This window comes from Mesorhizobium sp. M0239 (assembly GCF_040321815.1).
Lineage (GTDB): Bacteria > Pseudomonadota > Alphaproteobacteria > Rhizobiales > Rhizobiaceae > Mesorhizobium.
In genome coordinates, this window is the sequence record NZ_JAMYSG010000009.1 from 109,302 (window position 1) to 129,462 (window position 20,161).

Here is a 20,161-nt window from a genome sequence, read left to right on the forward strand (position 1 = left end):
TCGCAAGCGGCGCAGGGCGCCGCTTGCGGTTGTGCTACGCCGATGCCTTGATCTTCAGGCTGTCGAGATAGGCCGACGGATTGGCCGGATCGAAGATCTTGCCGTCGAAGAAGGTCTCGACGCCGCGCGACGACGACGCCGGAACGTCGGCCGCCGCGACGCCGAGATCCTTGGCCGCCTCGCGCCACAGATCCTCGCGGTTGACCTGATCGACCAGCGCCTTGATGTCGGTGGTCGGCGCGAACTTGCCCCAGCGGATGTTCTCGGCGAGGAACCACGCATCGTGGCTCTTGAACGGATAGGAGACGCCGCCTTTCCAGAACTTCATGTAGAGATCGGTGCCGTTGGCGACACGGCCATTGCCGTAGTTGATGTCGCCCTTGAGGCGGCCGATGATGTCGGCGACAGGCACGTTCATCCATTGCCGCTTGCCGATGATGGCGGCCATCTCGTCCTTGTTGTCGCTGGCCTCGCACCATTGCTGGGCTTCCATGACGGCCATCAGGATCGCCTTGGTGGCGTTCGGGTATTTCTCGATGAATTCGGCACGCAGGCCGAGCGCCTTTTCCGGATGGCCCTTCCACAATTCGCCCGTCGTGGCGGCGGTGAAGCCGACGCCCTGATGGACGAGCTGCTCGTTCCACGGCTCGCCGACGCAGAACACGTCCATGTTGCCGACCTTCATGTTGGCCACCATCTGCGGCGGCGGCACGACGATGGTCGAAACGTCCTTGTCGGGGTCGATGCCACCGGCGGCCAGCCAGTAGCGCAGCCACAAATCATGCGTACCGCCCGGGAAGGTCATGGCGGCCTTGATTTCCTTGCCGGCCGCCTTCTTGGCGGCAAAGGCGTCTTTCAGCTTCGAGGCATCGAGGCCGACGCCGGTGCCGGCATATTCCTGGGCGACCGAAATGCCTTGGCAGTCGTAGTTGAGCCGCGCCACGATCGCCATCGGCATCGGCTGGTTGTTCTGCGTCACCTTGCCGGTGTGCATAAGGTAAGGCAGCGGCGTCAGGATATGGGCGCCGTCGATGCCGTTGGCCGCGCCGCCGAGCATCAGATTGTCGCGTGTCGCACCCCAGGAGGCCTGCTTGAGCACCTCGACATCGGGCATGCCGAACTTGGCGAACAGCCCCTTCTCCTTGGCGATCATCAGCGGTGCCGCATCGGTGAGGGCAATGAAGCCGAGCTTGGCGCCGGTGACCTCCGGAGTGGCGGTGGCGGCATAGGCACCGGAAGGGAAGAGCTTGCGGGCCGCCATGAACAGGCCCGCCGTCATCGCGCTGCTGACCAGAAAATCGCGGCGCGTCATGTCCTTGAGGGTCGTTCCAGTCCTGATCCGTTTCGTCATCGTCGTCTCCGGTTGGGCGCGGCTTGGGATCCGCGTCGTCGATTGCGTGTTGATCAAAACAAAAAAGCCGCCAGCCAGGTCATCGCGTCCCGGTGACCGGGAGCGCGCATTAACCTGAGCGGCAGCTTTGCCTGTGGCGCCCGCCATTGGACGCCTGTTCCGTGACCCGCGAAGGGGCCTGCCTATTTCAAAGCAGGAACCGTGCCAGTTTCGAGAGAGGCGAAAAAGATCAATTAAATCAGTAACCCGCGCCGATCGCGGACGCGCCGGGTCCTATGGCCGGAAGGTCAAAGATTGCTCATTCGGGCAATCGCGCGCACAATTTTTGTGCAATGCACAAGAATGACGCGGAAATGATCAGGCTTCCGCGCGAGCCGATTTCTGGCCGGCAATGTACGCGTCGACCTCGTCCGGATCGAAGATCTGGCCGTCGAAGAAACCGTCCGGACCGAGCACAAGGCCGGCGCCTGTCGCGCCGACCGCGGTGGCAACTTGGAGCGCACCCTCGACTTTCGAATTGGCGCCGGGAAGCGCCACGCCAAGCGGCTTCAGAGCCGAACGGTAGAGGTCGGGCCGGTAGCAGTTGCGGGCGATGGCAAGGTTTTCCGGCGTGTGCGCCACGTGCCCCCAGCGCACCATCTGCGTGTAGAACCACAGCGCATGGCTCTTCCACGGAAAGTTCGCCGCCTTGTCGAAGGGGAGGAAGAAGTCGTCGATGCTCCGCTCCGCGCCGCCGCCCAGTCGGAGATGGCCGGTCAGGATCGGCATCTGCACGGCCGGCGGCAGGCCGAGAAAGCCGGCCTGCGCCATGACGGCAGCCAATTCGCCATGGTTGGCCGGATCCTGGCACCAGCGTGCCGAGTGATGCAGCGCGCGCAGCAGCGCCGCCAAGGCCTCGGGGTTTTCGTCTGCCCAGGCCTTGCGCACGCCGATCACCTTCTCCGGGCTGTTACGCCATATCCGCGCCTTGACGGTGACGATATGCCCGGTGCCGGCGGCAACCGCAGCACTGTTCCAGGGTTCGCCTACGCAGTAGCCGTCGATGCGGCCGGCGGCCAGTGCATCGGCCATGAAGGGCGGCGGCACGATGACGATCTCGATTTCGCGCGTCGGATCGATGCCGCAGGCGGCGAGCCAATAGCGCAATTCGTAATTGTGCCCGGAATGCGGATGCACCACGGCGAAGCGCAGCGGGTCGCCACCGGCCGCAGCGCGCTCGCGAATGAGCGCGCGCAGCGCCGCACCGGCGCGCGCGGGGTCGAGATCGGCTTCGGCGCTGTGCGCCACCATTCCGGCCCACACAGTGTTGGAGACGGTGACGCAATTGCCTCCGAGTCCGAGCGAGAACGGCACGATGGTTTCCGAAGCGAGCGGCGTCAGCCCGAGATTGCAGGCGAGCGGCATCGGCCCCAGCATATGCGCCAGATGGAAGTGACCGATGGCGATACGGTCGCGGATGTTAGCCCAGGACGTCTCGCGGTGCAGGGTCAGGTCGATGCCTTCTCGTGCGGCAAAGCCAAGCTCACCGGCCGCGACCAGCACGGCGCTGTCGAAAAGCGGCATGAAGCCAGCGGTGATCTGGTGCGCGGCGTCCATGCTCATTCGTCCTCCGCCGGTCCCAGCAACCCGGCGGCAGTCACCAGGCTCTGGGCGATGTCGCCGATCTTGCGGTTCTGGTTCATCGCCGTCTTGCGCAGCAGCGTGTAGGCGGCCTCTTCGGAGAGGCCGCGCGACTTCATCAATATGCCCTTGGCACGATCGATCACCTTACGGCTCTCGAGCTCGCCGCGAACCTCTTCCAGTTCGCGCGCCATGCGCGAAAAAGCGTTGAAGCGGCTGACCGCCATGTCGAGAATCGGTTTGACGCGCTCTTGCCGCAGACCGTCGACGACATAGGCCGAAACGCCGGCATCGACCGCCGCCTCGATCGAGGCCTGGTCCGAGCGGTCGACGAACATGGCGATCGGCCGTTTTACGGCACGCGAAAGCTGGAACATGTTTTCCAGCATGTCGCGATTCGGGTTTTCGAGATCGATGACGATGACATCGGGCTCGATCTCGGCGATCCGCCGCGCAATGCCGGTCACATCATGGATGACGGTGACCCGCTCATGGCCGGCCTCGCGCAACCCCGCCTCGATGATCGCGGCGCGGATGCGGTTTTCATCGATCACCAGGACGGCGAGTGCGGTTCGAACCATGCCTGCATTGTGACCAAGCGAAGGAGTTGTGCAATGCGGTATGATTGAACAACCCGAGATTCGCTAACCGCGCCGCAGGCGCCTAATCCGCCGCCAGCGCCGTGACCTCGCGGCGGAAGGGCAGTGCGTCGCCGATATCGGCTTCGTCCAGCTCGCGCGCGAAGCGGTGGCCGGCGTAGGTTGCCCAGGCGATCGGACCCGGCGCCTCGGCATCGCCGATGATTTTGATCGAGCGGATGCCGCTATCGGCCCATTCATCCCTCCGCGCCTTCAGCTCGCACCAGACGCCATCGTCCTGTTGGCGCGACGTCACGAGCACGACGGCGTCCGCGGCGATGTCGCGTTGGCTTCCCGTATAGGCACACGCAGTGGCAACCCCACCCGCCACGATGCGGGTCACAGTCCGATTCAGCACGATATCGACGCCGAGTTCGGCCAGCCGGCGGTGGATGGCGCCCTGCTCCAGCGTGTTGCGGGTCCAGTCGGACACATAGGCGGATGGCGTCACCAGCGTCACCTTCGCGCCCTGGCGCGCCATCAACTCGGCCAGAACGCCACCCATGTAGTAGTGGTCGTCGTCGAACAGCACGACATTGCCGATCGGCACATTGCCGCCCATCAAATCGTCGGGCGTATAGACCGGCATGGCCGGGTCCGCCGGCATCGGCACGACATGCGCGCGCGCCACGCCGTCACGGCGCCATGTCGATCCGGTGGCAAGCGCAATGTTCTGAAAGCCGAAGTCCAGTATCTCCTGCGCCGACAATCGGCTTTCGAAATAGACGTCGACATTGGACATCTGGCTGATCTGGTACTGGCGGTAGTCGCGCACGCGTCCCCATGCCGAGAGACCGGGCAAGCGGCATTCGCGCGCCACGCGGCCGCCGAGTTCGGTGCCGGCTTCGGCGATGGCCACCTGATAGCCGCGCAGGCCGAGCGCACGCGCCGCCTCCAGCCCGGTCGGGCCGGCGCCGACGATCAGCACGCTGTCGCTGTCGCCCTTGGCCTGCATGCGTTCGGGATGCCAGCCCTTGCGCCACTCTTCCATGAAGGTCGGGTTCTGCGTGCAGCGCGAGATCGACATGGTCATGTCGCCGGTGATGCAGATGTTGCAGCCGATGCATTCGCGAATGTCCTCGATCCTGCCCTCTTCCACCTTCTTCGGCAGGAAGGGATCGGCGATCGACGGGCGCGCGCAGCCGATGAAATCGAGTGTACCGGACTTGATCATCTTCACCATCACATCCGGCGAGGTGAAGCGGCCGACACCGACGACCGGCTTGGAGGTCAGCGTCTTGATGCCGGACACCAGGCTCTCCTGCGCGCCCTCCTCCTTGAACCGCGACGGCCCCGAACAATCCTCCCACGCGCCATGCGCCAGGTCCCAGAGGTCTGGCAGGTCGGCGTGCATCTCGATCATGTCGCGCACTTCGGAGTTGGCGAAGCCAAGCTCGCCGATCATCTCGTCCAGCGACAGCCGCAGCGTCAGGCCGCACGTGTCGCCGATGGCATCCCTGCCCTCTTCGATCAACTCACGCATCAACCGCGAGCGGTTTTCCAGCGAGCCGCCATATTCGTCGCTGCGCTGGTTGGTGGCGGTGGACAGGAAGTGCTGGATGATGCCGAAGCCATGCGCGCCGTAGAGGCAGACCAGGTCGAAGCCCGCAAGCCTGGCACGCTTGAATGCATTGCGGTGCCAGCGGCGCAGGTCGCGTATATCCTGCTTGTCCATGGCGCGCGCCTGAACCGGATCGTTGGTGAAGGTCCGGATCGGCAAGGCCGACGGCCCGCGCGGCACTTCCTTGGTGTAGAGGTTCGGCCCGTTGATGCCTGAATAGGCGAGCTGGATGCCGGCCAGCGCGCCATGCTGGTGCATGGCCTTGGCCATCTTCGCCAGTGCCGGGATATCGGCATCGTCCCACAGCCTGAGCTCGATGAAGGGCGTGATCTCCGAAGTATGGTGCATCTCGGTCTGCTCGGTGAAGATGACGCCCCAGCCGCCTTCCGACTTGATGCGGCGCATCTCGGCTGCGGCCGAAGGGTCGCGGTAGCCGCCGCCATTGCAATGCGGAACCTGGTAGAAGCGGTTCTTGGCGGTCACCGGACCGATCTTCACGGGCTCGAACAGAATGTCGTAGCGAGGATCGCGCATGGAACTTGCCTTCCTGCCAGTCGCCTTGCAGCTTGCCCGATCATGGTTCGAGCCAAGGCGCAAGCCGGCCAGCCCAGTGGGTTGGATGCCGTGAGACTATTCATAAGTTGCGGCAGGCAGCGGAAAACAACAGATTTCTTCTGTGCCGATTAGGCCGCGCCTAATCGCACCCGCCGGGATTAGCATCCGCTGAATCCCGGCTGAGCCAAATGCGACTTCAAGGCCGCCGCCGCGCGATGTTAGATAGCGCGCACGCCCAATGAGACACAAGACGCATGGACAGCATCCGTATCCTTGAAAAGCTCATCGCATTCCCGACGGTGAGCCGCGATTCGAACCTCGCCCTCGTCGGCTACGTGGCGGAGCTGCTGGACGCGCATGGCATTGCCAGCCAGATCATCCACAGCGAGGACGGCCACAAGGCCAACCTCTTTGCCACCATCGGACCGGCCGACGCTTCCGGCATCATGCTGTCCGGTCACACCGACGTCGTCCCCGTCGACGGCCAAGCCTGGACGCTGCCGCCCTTCGAGATGACGAGCCGAGACGGCAAGCTTTACGGACGTGGCACAGCCGACATGAAGGGTTTTGTGGCCTGCGCGCTCGCGGCGTGCCTTAAAGCCTCGAAAATGACGCTGCGCACGCCGCTGCATTTGGCACTCTCCTACGACGAGGAGATCGGCTGCATTGGTGTGCGCAGCCTGATCGACATGCTGCAAGCAGCCCCGCAGCGGCCCTTGCTGTGCATCGTCGGCGAGCCCACCGATATGCAGGTGGCGACGGGCCACAAGGGCAAGCTTGCCGCACGCGCGCTCTGCAAAGGCCGCGAAGGCCATTCGGCGCTGGCCCCGTTGGCGCTCAATGCCATCCATCTCGGCTGCGACTTCGTCGCCGCCTTGCGCCGCGAGCAGGATCGGCTGGTGCGCGATGGCGCCCGCGACGGCGACTACGACATTGCCTACACGACCGTCCATGTCGGCAAGATCAACGCCGGCGTGGCGCTGAACATCGTGCCGAACCTCTGCCAGGTCGACTTCGAGATCCGCAATGTCGCGGCCGACGATCCGCACGAGATTCTCGACCGTCTGCGCAAGGAGGCTGCTCATATTGCATCCGAAGCCTCGGCCACCGCCCCCGAGGCGGCGATCGACATAGACATCACCAACACCTATCCCGGCCTGGACACGCCGGCCAGTTCGCAAGCCGTCGCTTTCATCAAATCGCTGACCGGCGCCAACAACACCATCAAGGTTGCCTACGGTACGGAGGGCGGCCTGTTCAGCCGCGATCTCGGCACGCCGACGGTCGTGTGCGGACCGGGATCGATGGCGCAGGGACACAAGCCGGATGAGTTCGTCAGCGTCGAGCAGATGCGCCGCTGCGACGGCATGCTGGAAAAATTGCTGCAGCGGCTTGCCGACCAGCAGTTGGCTTAACCGGGGCTACTTCTGTGGAAGTGCTGCCTGGCCGACAGCCCGCTCGGCGCCGAACACGCCTTGCTCGACGACGAAATGCCGGCAGTGGTCGATGAACGCCTGGACGGTTTGCGTGCGGTGTTCGGAACTGGGCAAGGCGACGCCCATGGTCAGCGGCCGCAGATCGCCGTCCAACGGCACGAAGACCAGCGGCTTGCCGTCCGGCGCCAGCGTGTTGAGCGGCCGCATATTGGCGATGCCGTAGCCGAAGCCGTTGGCCACCATGGAACGCATGACGGCGATGTCGCCGGTGCGCTCGGCAATGTTGGGGCGGATCCCGCGCTGGTGGAATGCAGAAAGGAAATATTCGCGGCTGAACGGCAGGTCGAGCAGCACCATCGGCTCATCGGCCAATTCCTCCGTCGTGATCGACGCCTTTGCCGCGAAGCGATGCCCCGCCGGCAGCATGACATAGGCCGGCACCAGCATTAGCGGCTCGAAGGTCATGTCCTGCGACAGTTCGAGATCGTAGGTCAGTGCAAGATCGATTTCACCGCGCTGCAGCATCTCGAGCAATTGCCCCTGATTGCGCTCGAACTGGCGCACGCGCACATCGGGATAGGCGCGCTCGAACCGCATGCGCAGCGCCGGCAGCACGATCTGCGCAAACGTCAGCAGGCATCCTACCGCCAGCGGACCACGCACCTTTTCGGCAAAGTCGCCGGCGACGTCGTGCAAGGCGTCGGCATCGTTGAGCAGCCGGGCGGCTTCCTTGAGGAAGACGCGGCCGCCGGCCGTGAGCGAGAGACCGTGCGAATGCTTGCGGACAAAAAGCTGGACGCCGAACTCGGTTTCCAGTTGGGCGATGGAAGCCGAAATCGACGGCGGCGAGACATTGACCTGTTCGGCCGCCTTGGCGATGGAGCCGGCTTCGCCCACGGCGACGAAATATTCCAGCTGTCTGAGCGTGAAGCGTAGCGGCATGGCTGGCTATGTTGCCGGTTTGAGGGCTTCGATCAAGCCTAATGCATGTCGCGCAAAAGTGGCCCCGGTTTTGCGCAAACGACATGCATAGAGCAAAGGCCTAAAGCGCATCGCGTGAATCCGTTCAATCGCGATGCGCTTTAGGCGCCCATCAGTACTTGATCCATGTCGTTTTGAGCGCGGTGTATTTGTCGAGCGCATGCAGCGACAGGTCGCGGCCGAAGCCGGATTGCTTGAAACCGCCGAACGGCGTCATCGGGCTCAGCGCGTCGACCGTGTTGACGGAAACCGTGCCGGCATGCAGCCGGCCCGCGATACGATGCGCGCGCGACAGGCTGTCGGTCCACAGCGATGCGGCCAGCCCATAAGGGCTGTCATTGGCGATGCGGATCGCGTCGGCCTCGTCGTCGAAGGCGATGACCGAAAGCACCGGCCCGAAGATCTCGTCGCGGGCAATCGGATCGGCAGGCGCGACATCGTCGAAGATGGTCGGCTGGACAAAGCTGCCGCGCCCGTTGACCGTGACCAGGTCGCCGCCCGCGACCAGGCGCGCGGTTTTCTTGCCGGCCTCGACGAAGCGCATGACGTTGGCGGCGTGGCGACTATCGACCATCGCGCCCATTTTCGAAGCCGGATCGAGCGGATCGCCGGGCTGCCTGACCGCCGCACGTTGCACCAGTTTCTCCACCAGAGCCTCCTTGATGCCGCGCTGGACGAGCAGGCGTGAATTGGCGGAACAGACCTCGCCCTGGTTGAAGAAGATGCCGAAGGCCGCCATGTCGGCTGCCGCGTCGAGATCGCCGCAATCGGCAAAGATGAGGTTCGGGCTCTTGCCACCGGTCTCCAGCCAGACCTGCTTCATGTTCGACTGGCCGGAATACTGCAGGAACATCTTGCCCACGGCGGTCGAACCGGTGAAGGCGAGGCAATCCACATCCATATGGCGGCCAAGCGCCTGGCCGGCGGTTTCGCCAAGGCCGGGCACGACATTGAGCACGCCTGCAGGCAGGCCCGCTTCCATTGCCAGTTCCGCCAGAAGCAGGGCCGACAAAGGCGACTGCTCGGCGGGTTTGAGCACCACCGAATTGCCTGCCGCCAGTGCCGGCGCGCACTTCCAGGTCGCCATATCGAGCGGGAAATTCCAAGGCACCACCGCGCCGACCACGCCAAGCGGTTCGCGCCGCACCAGCACCAGATCACCTTCGCCGGTCGGCGCCACTTCGCCATAGATCTTGTCGATGGCCTCGCCATACCATTGAAAGATCGCTGCCGAGCCGGGGACGTCGACCGCGGCCGCATCCCTGACCAGTTTGCCCATGTCGAGCGATTCCAGCAGAGCCAGTTCATGCAGGTTTTCGCGCAGCAATTGCGCCAGCCGCAGCAGAACCTCCTTACGGTGCGCCGAGCTGGTCCGCGACCAGACGCCGGTGTTGAAGCTGCGCCGCGCTGCGGCAACCGCCAGATCGATGTCTTCCTCACCGCAGGACGCCACTTCGGCCAGCACCTCGCCAGTTGCCGGATTGACGCTGGCGAAGGTCCGGCCCGAACGCGCCGCAACCGTCTTGCCGTCGATGAACGCCTTGTCGCGAAAACGGATCGCGGACGCCTTGCCGATCCAGTCCTTGTGGCTGAGTTCGCTCATCGCAGGTGACCCTGTCTTGACTATTCGTCTCCCGGCACGCCGTAGCTCGGCGCATCGGATGGGTTTATCGCGCGGGTCACATAGGCATCGAGCTGCGGCTTGTAGAGTTCCCACAGTGTCGCCAGTTGCTCGATCGGGCAGTCGTCGGTCCAGTCGCAGCGCAAGTCGGCGACCGGCCACGCAACCTCGCGCACCAGCTTCATGCCGGCCGAATGGACCGGACCGGCCTCGCCACCGGCTTTCAGCGCGGCGCGCATGGTCGCAATGAGGCGGTCGCCGAGATGCCCTTCCGACGCCAGGAAGGCGTCGACCATGGCTTGCGGCACGCCGTCATGGGCCAGCATGTTGCCGCCGCAGGCGACATTGTCCGCACGCGCCTCCGCCCAGATGCCAAGCGCCTTGGGACCCGAATGGATCGCGGTCTTTCCGGCGGCATCGACAGCCAGCACCTGCCGGTATTCGGGATAAGCGCCGGTGCGCTTCAGGATGGCAACCGCCTCGGCGGCCGACGCACCGCGCGCCAACAATTCGAGACCTCGCAGCCCCAGCGTCGGATCGGTGACGTTCTGGCTGGCAATGGCGCCGGCACCAGCCTGCGCATAGGCGCAGCGCGCCGCGACAGCAGGCGACGAGGAGGACACCGCGACCCCGAACATGCCGGTGTGGCTGCATCGCGCGACGATGGAGAATGTCATGACTTTAATCCGGGATAACTGCGGTGCCGTCGATCTCGACCAGCCAGTCCGGCCGCGCCAGGGCCTGCACGACAAGGCCGGTCGAAACGGGATGCACGCCTTTGATATACTCGCCCATGGTGCGGTAGACGGCCTCGCGATGGCGCACATCGGTGATGTAGACCACCACCTTGACCAGGTGCTCCATGGTGCCGCCGCACTCCTCGATCAGCTGGCGGATGTTCTGCATGACCTTGTGCGTCTGCTCGACCGGATCATGGCTGTCGATATTCTTGGCCGTGTCGAGATCCTGCGGACACTGGCCGCGCAGGTAGACGGTCCTGCCGCCCCGCGTAACGACCGCCTGGCACAGATCATTGTCGAGCTTCTGCTCGGGATAGGTGTCCTTGGTGTTGAACTTGCGAATTCTTGTATGCGCCATCTTGGTCTCCGTCGGATCGGGCTCGAGGTAGGACGTCCGTTTCTATGCCACCTTGGTCTCGCGCTTCGCGGACGCATGGTAGGCCAGGTATTTGCGCTGCGTGGAAATATGGTCGGCCACATGCTGCGCGTCGTGCCAGACACCCCAGATGAAGCTCGATCCCCTGCGCGATTGCCATGGCAAGCCGAGGAAATAGATCCCGGGCTCGGTCGACACGCCGCGCTGGTGCTTCGGTTTGCCCTTTTGGTCGAACACATCGACCTTCAGCCAATTGTAATCGACGGTGAAGCCCGTCGCCCAGATGATCGAACCTATCCCGGCCTCCGCCAGGTTCAGCTCGAGAATGGGATCGGTCATGCATCGAGGGTCCGGGCCGATCTTGCGGGCCTCGGGCTCCTGGGGAAGGTCAAGGCCGTTGCGAGCGACATAGGCGTCGGCCTCGTCCAGCACCGACATGTAGTTCGCATCACCGCGCGCGATATTTTTAGCCAGATCCGGCGCGAAGGTCATGACCCCGTCCTTGTAGGATTCCGTCCGGCCAACCAGCGTCATGCCTTGCCCGGCAAGACGCCGGAAGTCGATCGTCTGGCCGCCGCGCGCGCCGCTCACCGCGATGGTGACATGTTCCGTGCCGGGCGCCGGCGCCTGGGCGTCCCACTTGCCCAGAACCCCCAGCCACCAGCAGAAGTCACGCTCGCGATAGGCCCGCGGAGGCCGATCATGGGGACCGACAGAGAGATAGACGCGCCTTCCCGCGCGATGGAGTTCGTCGGCGATCTGCACTCCTGAAGATCCTGAGCCGACCACCAGAACCGCCCCTTCGGGCATCTGATCCGGATTGCGATAGGCGCTGGAATGTATCTGCATCGCTCCGGCATCCCCGGGGACAACCGCCGGAATGACCGGATGCTGGAAAGCCCCGGTAGCGGCAACCACGCTCCTGGCCTCGATCACGCCATCCGAGGTTTCGACCCGGAAGCCGGGACGGCCGACGAGTCTTTGTACTTTCCTGACCTCCACGCCGCAGCGGATGGGGGCAGCAATCATGTCGGCGTAAGCGACAAAATAATCCGCGACCTTCTCCTTGCCGACAAAGGCGTCGGGACCGGCATCCGGAAATTCCATGCCGGGAAAACGATCATGCCAGGCGGGACCATTGGCAACCAGGGAGTCCCATCTTTCGGAGCGCCAGCGTTCGGCAATGCGGCTCCGCTCGAGCACGAGATGCGGCACCCCGCACTTGCTCAGATGCTCGCTCATGGCCAGCCCCGCCTGGCCGCCGCCAACAACAAGCGTGTCTACCGTTTCGACTGGCATTTCAGCGGCCCTTTCTGGCTCTCCCCGGGAGTGTCTGCGCATGCGGCGGAGATCTGATCGTTGGTTTACTGGAGGCACCGGGCAGCGAAAATTATGATTTCATGTGGCAGTGGTTAGCTTGTCCCTAAATGCCGGGAAGCATGGCCGAAGATGTGGAGCGCGGGGCGTGGATCATCACCGTCGAGACAGAAGAAACGGACGGCTCAGAGATAAAGGCTTCTGGCCGCCTTGGACGATAGCAACTCCTTTGCCGGCCCCTCCTGGGCGACCTTACCCTTGACCAGCACATAGCCGCGATCGGCGATGCCCAGCCCCATTTCGGCATTCTGTTCGATCAACAGGATGGTCGTGCCTTGGCGATGGATCTCCCTTGTGATCTCGAAATACTCGCCGATGAGTTTTGGCGAGAGACCGAGCGACGGCTCGTCCATGATCACCAGTCTGGGTTCGCCGATCAGGGCGCGCGCCAGCGCCACCATCGCCTGTTCGCCGCCGGACAGCGTGCCGGCGACTTGGCGCAAACGCTCATGGATGCGCGGGAACAGCTTGCACATCTCGTCCAGTTGCACCGCGAAATTGGGTCCCCTGCCCGACACCGCGTCATAGCCCAGGCGCAAATTCTCCATCACGGTCAGGCCGGGGAACAGCCGGCGCCCTTCGGGAACGAGGCCGACGCCGAGCGACGCGAGGTTTTCCGTGCCGAGCGTCGCCATGTCCCTGCCCATCACCTCGACCTTGCCGCGCTGCGCCCGCACGACGCCGCAGACGGTCATGAAGGTTGTCGTCTTGCCGGCGCCGTTCGGCCCCAGCAGGCAGACCAGTTCGCCGGGACGCACGCTCATCGCCACGCCGCGCAGCATCGGCACCGCGCCATAGGAAGTATCGACATCCCTGAGCTCAAGCATGGGCGACCGCCTTCCCGAGATAGGCTTCCTGGACGCGCGGGTCAGCGCGCACCGCCGCGAAGTCGCCCTCGGCGATCTTGCTGCCATAGTCGATGCAGGTGACATGCTGCGGGAATGCTTCGACCACCCGCATGTCGTGCTCGATCAGGATCACCGACAGAGCAGGGTTTTGTACGCGCAGCCGCGTGATGTCGGCCACCAGTGCGTCGGTTTCCGTGTCGTCCATGCCGACCGAAGGTTCGTCGAGCAGCAAGAGCTTGGGCTGTGATGCGAGCGCGCGGGCAATTTCCAGCCGCCGCCTGTCGGCTTGGGCCAGCGTGCCCGCTGGCCGGTAGCGTTGTTCGAACAGATCGCCGGAGCCGAGCTTGAGCAGGGTTTCGGCCTTTTCCACGCAGGCCGCCATCTCACGGCGCGACGCACCGGGCCGAAACAGCGCGGTCAGCACGCCGGTCCTGGTGCGGGTGTGCATGCCGATGATTACGTTGTCGAGGACGCTGAGGTCGGAGAACAGACGCGACGACTGGAATGTGCGGGCGATGCCGCGGTCGACAACTTCGTAGGACGGGCGGCCGGTGATCTCGGCGCCGTCGAAGGTCACGCGACCGGAGGTTGGCCGGTAGACGCCGGTCACGACATTGAACAGCGTCGACTTGCCGGCGCCGTTCGGGCCGATGACGGCGAGCACCGCGCCCTTGTCGATCGACAGGCTGACATCGTTGAGCGCGACCAGGCCGCCGAAGCGCATCGTCAAATTCTCGACCTTGAGAAGCGCGCTCACGGCTCGCCTCCGTAGCGCCGCATGCGTTGCGGGAACAGACCTTGCGGCCGGATCATCAGGAAGCCGATGATGACGACGCCGAAGAACAGCAGGCGGTAGTCGGCGAACGCGCGCAATTTCTCCGGCAGGATGGTCAGCAGGAACGCACCGACGATGACACCGAAAATATTGTCCATGCCGCCGACGATGACCATGGTCATGATGGTGACGGAGACCAGGAAGGTGAAATTGTCGGGAGAAATGTAGGACACGTAGAAGGCGTAGATCGTGCCGGCAAAAGCGGCGAGAAAGGCATCGACCGCGAAGGCCAGCACCTTGAACCACGCCACGTTGATGCCTTGCGCCTTGGCGGCGATCTCGTCGGCGCGCAGCGCGTTCCAGGCCAACCCGATGCGCGAGCCGTGCAGCCGGTGCGCGGTGACGATGGCGACGACGACCAATGCAGCCGACAGATAATAGAAGTTCGCCTGGCTCGGCAGCTTCCAGCCGAAGATCACCAGCGGATCGGCAAAGGAATGGCCGAACAGGCTGGGCGCCGGAATGCCGACCAGTCCGTTCGGTCCGCCGGTCCAACTGAAATTGTTTAGCAATTGCTGGACCACGACACCGAAGGCGATGGTGACAAGCGCCAGATAAGTGTCGCGCGTGCGCATCGACGGGATGCCGATGATGAAACCGAACAAGGTCGCGGCCAGCGCCGCGACCGGCAGCGTCAGCCAGAAGCTGACGCCGAAATTGATCGCCAGCAGCGCCGACACGTAGGCGCCGATGCCGTAGGAAGCGCCGGTGGCGAAGTTCGGGATGTTGGCGCTGCCGAGCTGGAAATTGAGCGCCAGCGCCAGCACGGCATAGAGCTCGGCGACGATCAGCAGATGAAGGATATAGGTGTTCGAACCGACGAAGAACGGAAAGGCCAGGACGATGACCGCCGCAGTGATCATCGCCACGAGCGGAACCCGGGCAAAGCTCGCCAACGCATAGTCGGCGATCCACGGCAGCCTCTCCAGCAGATAGAAACCGAGGCCGAGCAAGGCCAGCAGGCCGACTACCTGCCAGCCGCCGTCGACTCTGAGGATGAGGTACAGGAACGCTGCCCCGATGATTTGCGAGGCGATGGCGAAGACCGTGGCCGCGGCTATGCCCGGCACGTCGGGTGAAGCACGACCCTGCATGCTAGACTTTCTCCATGACGGTGCGCCCAAGCAGGCCGGCGGGGCGGAAGATGAGCACGGCGATGACCAGCAGGAAGACGAAGACCAGCCGGTAGGAAGCGCCGTCCGGCACGAATGTCTGCGCCAGCACTTCGATGCCGGCAATGATCAGTCCGCCCAATATGGCGCCCGGCATCGAGCCGAGGCCGCCGATCACCGCGGCGGAAAAGCCGAGCAGGCCGGCCATGACGCCGAAGTCGAACCGTGTCACGCCGGCATAGCTTGCGAACAGAAGTCCGGCGATGGCGCCGATAGCCGAGGCAATGAAGAATGTCGCACGGAAGACGCGTGCATCGCGGATGCCCATCATGCGCGCTACGACCCGGTCCTCCGAGGCCGCCCGGATGCGCAGTCCGAGCGGGGTCATGCGCAGGAAGACAAACAGCATGGCAACCAGCGCGACGGTCAGCACCACCACCAGCAGCGCGAACCAACTGATGGCAACGCCGGAGATTTCGAAAGCCATGCCCGACACCAGGCGCGGGAAGGCATGCGGGTTCGATCCCTGCGGATAGAGATGGCGGATCAGCTCGCGGATGACGATGCCGAGCGCCACCGTCGCCACCAGCGCCATCATGGCGGGCGCATCGCGGAAGCGCCTGATGACCACCTTGTCGAGCAGGACGCCGATTAAACCGACGGCGAGCACGGCGACCGGAACCGCAAGCACCAGCCAGGCGGGCCCCGAGGCGCCAAGAGCGGTCGCCAGCGCCTGGGCAAGCGCCAGCGTGATGAACGGCGCCGTCATCGCGACATCGCCATGCGAGAAATGAATGACGTTCAAGACACCGAAGATCAGGCTGAATCCGATCGCCAGCAAGGCATAGATGCAGCCAAGGGTTATCCAGTTCACCAGTTGCTGGACAAGCAGTTCCGCCATGCGGTCCGTCTCTCGATTGAAGCCGACAGGTATCAACCGCCATCCCGGGCGGACAGAACGAATCTCCGAACTCACGAGTCACAATTTCCGAATTTCGTCACTGAATACGCGCCCGTACACTGATGATCGGCCGACGATCACGATCGGCCGGGTCGCTACGACGGCGGCAGATAATTCTGTTTGAGGTGGAACCATGCAAAACAGGCGCAGTGCGCTTATCCGCGTATCGTCAATTCTGGCCGGCTCTCTGTTTGCCATCGCCCTGGGCGCCGCCCAGGCGCAGGCCGACCAGATCAAGCTCGGCTTCATCGGGCCGCTCTCCGGCGGCAACGCCCAGCAGGGCCTCGGCGCCCGCAACGGCTTCCTGCTCGCCATCGAGCAGGCCAATGCCAGCGGCTACCCGCACCAGGTGGAAGGCGTCGTGCTCGATGACGCCTCCGATCCGGCCGTCGGCGTTTCGGCGGCGCAGAAGCTGGTCAACGATCCCGCAGTGGTCGCGGCAACGGGGCATTGGAACAGCTCGGTCGCGCTGGCGACGATCCCGGTCTTCAACCGCTCGCAGATGCCGTTCATCGTCTGGGGCGCGGTCAGCCCGAAGATCACCGAACAGAACTTCCCGAACGTGACCCGCGTGACGCCGACGCTGGTCAACGAGAACAAGCCGCTGGCCGAAGCCATCGCCAAGCAAGGCAAGATCAAGAAGATCGCCATCATCTCCGACACCACCGACTACGGTGCGGCCAACACCAAATGGTTCGGCGATTTCTTCAAAGCGGCCGGCGGCGAGGTCGTTTCTTCGGATGCCGCGGCTGTCGGCACGACCGATTTCCGCGCCATGCTGACTACCGCGAAGGCAGCGTCGCCCGACGCGGTCTATTTCGGCGGCGTCGTCACCGAAGCAGCGCTGGTGCGCAGCCAGATGGCCGACCTCGGCATGGGCAATCTGCCGATGTACGGAATTTCAGGCATCTACGACCCTAAATTCATCGAGATCGCGGGAGCTGCCGCCGAGGGCACTATCGCCGGAACTCCGGCCGTCCAGTCGAACCCCAAGCTCGAGGAATTCAACAAGGCCTATGAAACCAAGGCTTATCCCGATCCTGCCGGCTCCTATGCGAAATATGCCTACGAGGCGACGCAGATCCTGCTTCAGGTCATCAAGGAAAAAGGCTTCGACGACAAGGAGGCGCTGAGCAAGGCCATTCGTGACATCCACCACGACGGCATTCTGGGAGACGTCTCGTTCGATGCCAACGGACAGACCAACATGGCCATCGACATCGACATGTTCGTCGTCCGCAGCGGCAAATGGGAGAAGATGTAACTATCTGATCGACGCCGCGCCCGTTCTCAGTGGCGCGGCGTCGATCACCTTCATCGCCGAGCTCGCAAAAAGTCCTGACCGGAGCGCCTGACCATGAATGACGAGGCCGGCCACGGCGCACCTCGAAAGGCCGTCGAGATCAAGGGCGTCTCCAAGGTGTTTGGCACCTATCAGGCGCTGAAGCCTGTTTCCTTCGACATCTACGACAACGAGTTCTTCACGCTGCTCGGCCCGAGCGGCTGCGGCAAGACCACCCTGCTGCGCATGATCGCCGGTTTCGAGCGGCCGACGGCGGGGCAGATTTTCCTGCACGGCTCGGACATACAGGGACTTCCCCCTCATAAGCGGCGGGTCAACACCGTCTTCCAGAGCTACGCCCTGTTTCCGCATATGAGCGTCGAACAGAACATCGGCTTCGGGCTCGAAAACCTCGGCTGGTCAAAGGACCGCCGCGATACGCGCGTCGCCGATATGCTTCGTCTCGTCCATATGGAGGCCTTTGCCGGGCGCAAGCCGCAGCAATTGTCGGGCGGCCAGCGCCAGCGCGTCGCGCTCGCCCGCGCTCTGGCGCCGGAACCGGAAGTGCTGCTGCTCGACGAACCGCTCTCGGCACTCGACCTGAAGCTGCGCCAGGCCATGCGCGACGAACTGCGCATCCTGCAGCGCAAGACCGGCATCACCTTCGTCTTCGTCACCCACGACCAGGAAGAAGCGCTCGACATGTCGGATCGCATCTGCGTTCTCGGCGATGGCGAGATCCAGCAGCTTGGCACACCCGCGGCGATCTACGAGGAGCCGTCGAACCGCTTCGTCGCCGATTTCATCGGCGAGACCAACTTCCTCGATGCTGACGTGATTGCCGTGGACGGCGAGCAGGCAACCGTGAAAACGCAGCTCGGCATGACCTTGACGGCCTCTCACAAGAAAGCGGTCGCCGGGCAGAAGGCCTTCATCTCGATACGTCCGGAGAAAATCAGCCTGCCCGCCCAGGACAACCCGATCGCTATCGACGGCACGATCATGAGCACCAACTATCTCGGCGGCTACACATACTATCTGATTGAAGCGGGCGGCACCAAGCTGCGCATCTCCAAGCGCAACAGCGTCAGCCGCGGCCAGATGTTCGAAATCGGGCAATCGGTAAAAGTTGGCTTTGCCGCCGAATCCGTGCGGATCCTCGGCGCATGAAGGCACCCACAAAAACTCCTGACTGGAATGTCCTCGGCCTGCTGCCGGCCCATCTCATCATGCTGCTGACGCTGATCATCCCGATCGGTATCATCATCGTGGTGTCGTTCTCGACGCGCGGACCTTACGGCGGGTTCGAATATGTGTTCACCACCGCGCCCTACAAGCAGCTGCTGTTCAACGAAGGCTGGACCGGCGAGCTGGAGTTCAATCCGCAATATCTCATCGTCGTTGCCAGGACGCTGGTCCTGTCGGCCGTGACAACATCGATCTGCCTGCTTCTGAGCTTCCCGGTCGCCTATTTCATCGCGCTGCAGCGGCCGGCGATCAAAGTGCTGCTGATCTATCTCGTCACGCTGCCATTCTGGGTTTCAATGATCGTGCGCGTCTATTCCTGGATCATCATCCTTGGCAAGGATGGTGTCGTCGAAAAGACCCTTCGCGGTCTCGGCCTCGTCGACAACATGGACTCGCTGCTGTTCGGCAACACCGCCATGCTGCTCGGTCTCGTCTACAGCTACATTCCGCTGATGATCCTGCCGATCTTCGCCTCGATCGAAAAGCTCGACCCTGCGCTCATCGAGGCGTCGCATGATCTCTATGGCAACCGCCTCACCACATTGCGCCGCGTTATCCTACCCCTCACCCGGCCCGGCATGATCGCCGGCGCGATCCTGGTGTTCGTTCCAAGCCTCGGCGCGGTCCTGGAGCCGACCCTGCTCGGCGGCGGCAAGACCATGATGATGGGCAATCTCATCCAGCTGCAGTTCGGTGGCGCCCGCAACTGGCCGCTCGGCGCCGCCATCGCCATCGTGCTGATGGCCGCGGTCATGGTCTTCCTGATTTTCCAGGGTCTGCGCTCGATGCGCACCGAAGGCCTGGAGCGTGCGGCATGAACGCGGACGATGATGTCAGGCGCTATCCGGGCTTCGGTCTCTTCAGCGCGATCTTCTTCGCCTATCTCTATTTGCCCATCGCCGTCGTGGTGTTCTACTCTTTCAATGCGAACCGGATCGTCTCCAATTGGGGCGGCTTCTCATTGCACTGGTACGCCACCGCTTTGTCCAACGCGAACCTGATGACGGCGGTGAAGACCTCCCTGCTCGTTGCCGCGGTCGCTACAGTCGCCTCGACGCTTGTCGCGTTGATGGCGGCATTGGTACTGGTGCGCGGTCGCGCTGTCCGGTTCCGCCGGATCTCCGAAGCGGTGGTGAACCTGCCGCTGCTCCTGCCCGAAATCGTCGTTGCTGTCGCCGTCCTGATCCTCTTCTCCGAGATCGGGCTCGCCAACGGAATGGTGAAGCTGATGATCGCCCACACCACTTTCTGCATCCCGTTCGCCTTCCTGCCGATACGCGCCCGCCTACAAGGGATGGACCTCGATCTGGAGGAAGCGGCCCGCGATCTCTATGCCACCGGCTGGGTCGCCTTTCGTCGCGTCACGCTGCCGCTCATCCTGCCCGGTGTGTTCGCCGGCGCCATGCTCGCCTTCGTCATCTCGATGGATGATTTCATCACCAGCAACCTGTTGAATTCCGGCGGCGCCACCACGCTGCCGGTCTACATTTTCTCGCTGATCAAGCAGGGCGTGTCGCCGCAGCTCAACGCAATCTCGACCTTGATCATGATTGTTTCGGTGGTGCTGGCGACCGTGGCCTTCCTGCTTCAGCGACGGCAGTAGCAGCGGCGTAGTTTTT

18 protein-coding genes are annotated in these 20,161 nt (G+C 63.6%); 5 read left to right on the forward strand and 13 right to left on the reverse strand.

All coding sequences use genetic code 11. The features are described from left to right. Positions 1-34: 34 nt before the first annotated feature. The 4 genes from NKI99_RS11605 to NKI99_RS11620 form a co-directional block, all read right to left on the reverse strand. Positions 35-1,351, reverse strand: coding sequence for a CmpA/NrtA family ABC transporter substrate-binding protein (locus NKI99_RS11605; RefSeq protein ID WP_352610878.1), 1,317 nt, complete (start codon positions 1,349-1,351; stop codon positions 35-37). Between the two features lie 357 nt (positions 1,352-1,708). Further along, complete coding sequence (locus NKI99_RS11610) at positions 1,709-2,947, reverse strand: CmpA/NrtA family ABC transporter substrate-binding protein (protein ID WP_352551663.1); 1,239 nt, start codon at positions 2,945-2,947, stop codon at positions 1,709-1,711. A gap of 2 nt (positions 2,948-2,949) precedes the next feature. Next, entirely contained in the window at positions 2,950-3,552 is a 603-nt protein-coding gene (locus NKI99_RS11615) for an ANTAR domain-containing response regulator (RefSeq protein WP_013530455.1), read from the reverse strand. A gap of 82 nt (positions 3,553-3,634) precedes the next feature. Continuing rightward, positions 3,635-5,704 (reverse strand): oxidoreductase, encoded by a 2,070-nt coding sequence (locus NKI99_RS11620; RefSeq protein ID WP_352610880.1) that lies wholly within the window; start codon positions 5,702-5,704, stop codon positions 3,635-3,637. A 275-nt stretch (positions 5,705-5,979) separates the two neighbouring features. Between NKI99_RS11620 and argE the strand changes: the two genes are divergently transcribed. After that, positions 5,980-7,140 (forward strand): acetylornithine deacetylase, encoded by a 1,161-nt coding sequence (gene argE, locus NKI99_RS11625; RefSeq protein WP_352610882.1) that lies wholly within the window; start codon positions 5,980-5,982, stop codon positions 7,138-7,140. 6 nt (positions 7,141-7,146) lie between these two features. Here the strand turns inward: argE and NKI99_RS11630 are convergent, their stop codons facing one another. The 9 genes from NKI99_RS11630 to NKI99_RS11670 form a co-directional block, all read right to left on the reverse strand. Further along, positions 7,147-8,103, reverse strand: a complete 957-nt coding sequence (locus NKI99_RS11630; RefSeq protein ID WP_023809423.1) for a LysR family transcriptional regulator — start codon at positions 8,101-8,103, stop codon at positions 7,147-7,149. 151 nt (positions 8,104-8,254) lie between these two features. Beyond that, the gene (locus tag NKI99_RS11635; RefSeq protein ID WP_352610883.1) at positions 8,255-9,745 is read right to left on the reverse strand and encodes an aldehyde dehydrogenase; all 1,491 of its coding nucleotides are present in this window, start codon (positions 9,743-9,745) and stop codon (positions 8,255-8,257) included. Between the two features lie 20 nt (positions 9,746-9,765). Beyond that, positions 9,766-10,440: a DUF1028 domain-containing protein gene (locus NKI99_RS11640; protein ID WP_352610885.1), complete on the reverse strand. Its 675-nt coding sequence runs from the start codon at positions 10,438-10,440 to the stop codon at positions 9,766-9,768. A 4-nt stretch (positions 10,441-10,444) separates the two neighbouring features. Continuing rightward, on the reverse strand, positions 10,445-10,861 hold the full coding sequence (locus NKI99_RS11645) for a RidA family protein (protein ID WP_023809426.1): 417 nt from the start codon (positions 10,859-10,861) through the stop codon (positions 10,445-10,447). A 42-nt stretch (positions 10,862-10,903) separates the two neighbouring features. Next, the gene (locus NKI99_RS11650) at positions 10,904-12,178 is read right to left on the reverse strand and encodes a flavin-containing monooxygenase (RefSeq protein ID WP_352610887.1); all 1,275 of its coding nucleotides are present in this window, start codon (positions 12,176-12,178) and stop codon (positions 10,904-10,906) included. A gap of 203 nt (positions 12,179-12,381) precedes the next feature. Further along, positions 12,382-13,083 carry an ABC transporter ATP-binding protein gene (locus NKI99_RS11655; protein WP_352610889.1) on the reverse strand — a complete coding sequence of 234 codons (702 nt, stop codon included), beginning with the start codon at positions 13,081-13,083 and terminating at the stop codon, positions 12,382-12,384. Beyond that, positions 13,076-13,861 carry an ABC transporter ATP-binding protein gene (locus NKI99_RS11660; RefSeq protein ID WP_352610890.1) on the reverse strand — a complete coding sequence of 262 codons (786 nt, stop codon included), beginning with the start codon at positions 13,859-13,861 and terminating at the stop codon, positions 13,076-13,078. Before NKI99_RS11660 ends, NKI99_RS11655 begins: the two co-directional genes overlap by 8 nt. Further along, positions 13,858-15,033: a branched-chain amino acid ABC transporter permease gene (locus NKI99_RS11665; RefSeq protein WP_023809430.1), complete on the reverse strand. Its 1,176-nt coding sequence runs from the start codon at positions 15,031-15,033 to the stop codon at positions 13,858-13,860. Before NKI99_RS11665 ends, NKI99_RS11660 begins: the two co-directional genes overlap by 4 nt. Position 15,034: 1 nt before the next feature. Then, positions 15,035-15,952 (reverse strand): branched-chain amino acid ABC transporter permease, encoded by a 918-nt coding sequence (locus tag NKI99_RS11670; protein ID WP_023809431.1) that lies wholly within the window; start codon positions 15,950-15,952, stop codon positions 15,035-15,037. A 193-nt stretch (positions 15,953-16,145) separates the two neighbouring features. Between NKI99_RS11670 and NKI99_RS11675 the strand changes: the two genes are divergently transcribed. The 4 genes from NKI99_RS11675 to NKI99_RS11690 all read left to right on the forward strand — a co-directional run bounded on the left by NKI99_RS11675 (position 16,146) and on the right by NKI99_RS11690 (position 20,145). Then, positions 16,146-17,276 (forward strand): branched-chain amino acid ABC transporter substrate-binding protein, encoded by a 1,131-nt coding sequence (locus tag NKI99_RS11675; protein ID WP_352610892.1) that lies wholly within the window; start codon positions 16,146-16,148, stop codon positions 17,274-17,276. Positions 17,277-17,369: 93 nt separating this feature from the next. Continuing rightward, positions 17,370-18,464, forward strand: a complete 1,095-nt coding sequence (locus tag NKI99_RS11680) for an ABC transporter ATP-binding protein (RefSeq protein WP_352610894.1) — start codon at positions 17,370-17,372, stop codon at positions 18,462-18,464. Beyond that, the gene (locus NKI99_RS11685; protein WP_031212568.1) at positions 18,461-19,360 is read left to right on the forward strand and encodes an ABC transporter permease; all 900 of its coding nucleotides are present in this window, start codon (positions 18,461-18,463) and stop codon (positions 19,358-19,360) included. Before NKI99_RS11680 ends, NKI99_RS11685 begins: the two co-directional genes overlap by 4 nt. Further along, on the forward strand, positions 19,357-20,145 hold the full coding sequence (locus NKI99_RS11690) for an ABC transporter permease (protein WP_352610896.1): 789 nt from the start codon (positions 19,357-19,359) through the stop codon (positions 20,143-20,145). Before NKI99_RS11685 ends, NKI99_RS11690 begins: the two co-directional genes overlap by 4 nt. The last annotated feature ends 16 nt before the right edge of the window (positions 20,146-20,161 follow it).

What these genes read in the sequence shown, in the direction of transcription:
- NKI99_RS11605 (WP_352610878.1), bottom strand. Translation starts at nt 1,351, where the DNA reads ATGACGAAACGGATCAGGACTGGAACGACCCTCAAGGACATGACGCGC.
- NKI99_RS11610 (WP_352551663.1), bottom strand. Translation starts at nt 2,947, where the DNA reads ATGGACGCCGCGCACCAGATCACCGCTGGCTTCATGCCGCTTTTCGAC.
- NKI99_RS11615 (WP_013530455.1), bottom strand. Translation starts at nt 3,552, where the DNA reads ATGGTTCGAACCGCACTCGCCGTCCTGGTGATCGATGAAAACCGCATC.
- NKI99_RS11620 (WP_352610880.1), bottom strand. Translation starts at nt 5,704, where the DNA reads ATGCGCGATCCTCGCTACGACATTCTGTTCGAGCCCGTGAAGATCGGT.
- argE (WP_352610882.1), top strand. Translation starts at nt 5,980, where the DNA reads ATGGACAGCATCCGTATCCTTGAAAAGCTCATCGCATTCCCGACGGTG.
- NKI99_RS11630 (WP_023809423.1), bottom strand. Translation starts at nt 8,103, where the DNA reads ATGCCGCTACGCTTCACGCTCAGACAGCTGGAATATTTCGTCGCCGTG.
- NKI99_RS11635 (WP_352610883.1), bottom strand. Translation starts at nt 9,745, where the DNA reads ATGAGCGAACTCAGCCACAAGGACTGGATCGGCAAGGCGTCCGCGATC.
- NKI99_RS11640 (WP_352610885.1), bottom strand. Translation starts at nt 10,440, where the DNA reads ATGACATTCTCCATCGTCGCGCGATGCAGCCACACCGGCATGTTCGGG.
- NKI99_RS11645 (WP_023809426.1), bottom strand. Translation starts at nt 10,861, where the DNA reads ATGGCGCATACAAGAATTCGCAAGTTCAACACCAAGGACACCTATCCC.
- NKI99_RS11650 (WP_352610887.1), bottom strand. Translation starts at nt 12,178, where the DNA reads ATGCCAGTCGAAACGGTAGACACGCTTGTTGTTGGCGGCGGCCAGGCG.
- NKI99_RS11655 (WP_352610889.1), bottom strand. Translation starts at nt 13,083, where the DNA reads ATGCTTGAGCTCAGGGATGTCGATACTTCCTATGGCGCGGTGCCGATG.
- NKI99_RS11665 (WP_023809430.1), bottom strand. Translation starts at nt 15,033, where the DNA reads ATGCAGGGTCGTGCTTCACCCGACGTGCCGGGCATAGCCGCGGCCACG.
- NKI99_RS11670 (WP_023809431.1), bottom strand. Translation starts at nt 15,952, where the DNA reads ATGGCGGAACTGCTTGTCCAGCAACTGGTGAACTGGATAACCCTTGGC.
- NKI99_RS11675 (WP_352610892.1), top strand. Translation starts at nt 16,146, where the DNA reads ATGCAAAACAGGCGCAGTGCGCTTATCCGCGTATCGTCAATTCTGGCC.
- NKI99_RS11680 (WP_352610894.1), top strand. Translation starts at nt 17,370, where the DNA reads ATGAATGACGAGGCCGGCCACGGCGCACCTCGAAAGGCCGTCGAGATC.
- NKI99_RS11685 (WP_031212568.1), top strand. Translation starts at nt 18,461, where the DNA reads ATGAAGGCACCCACAAAAACTCCTGACTGGAATGTCCTCGGCCTGCTG.
- NKI99_RS11690 (WP_352610896.1), top strand. Translation starts at nt 19,357, where the DNA reads ATGAACGCGGACGATGATGTCAGGCGCTATCCGGGCTTCGGTCTCTTC.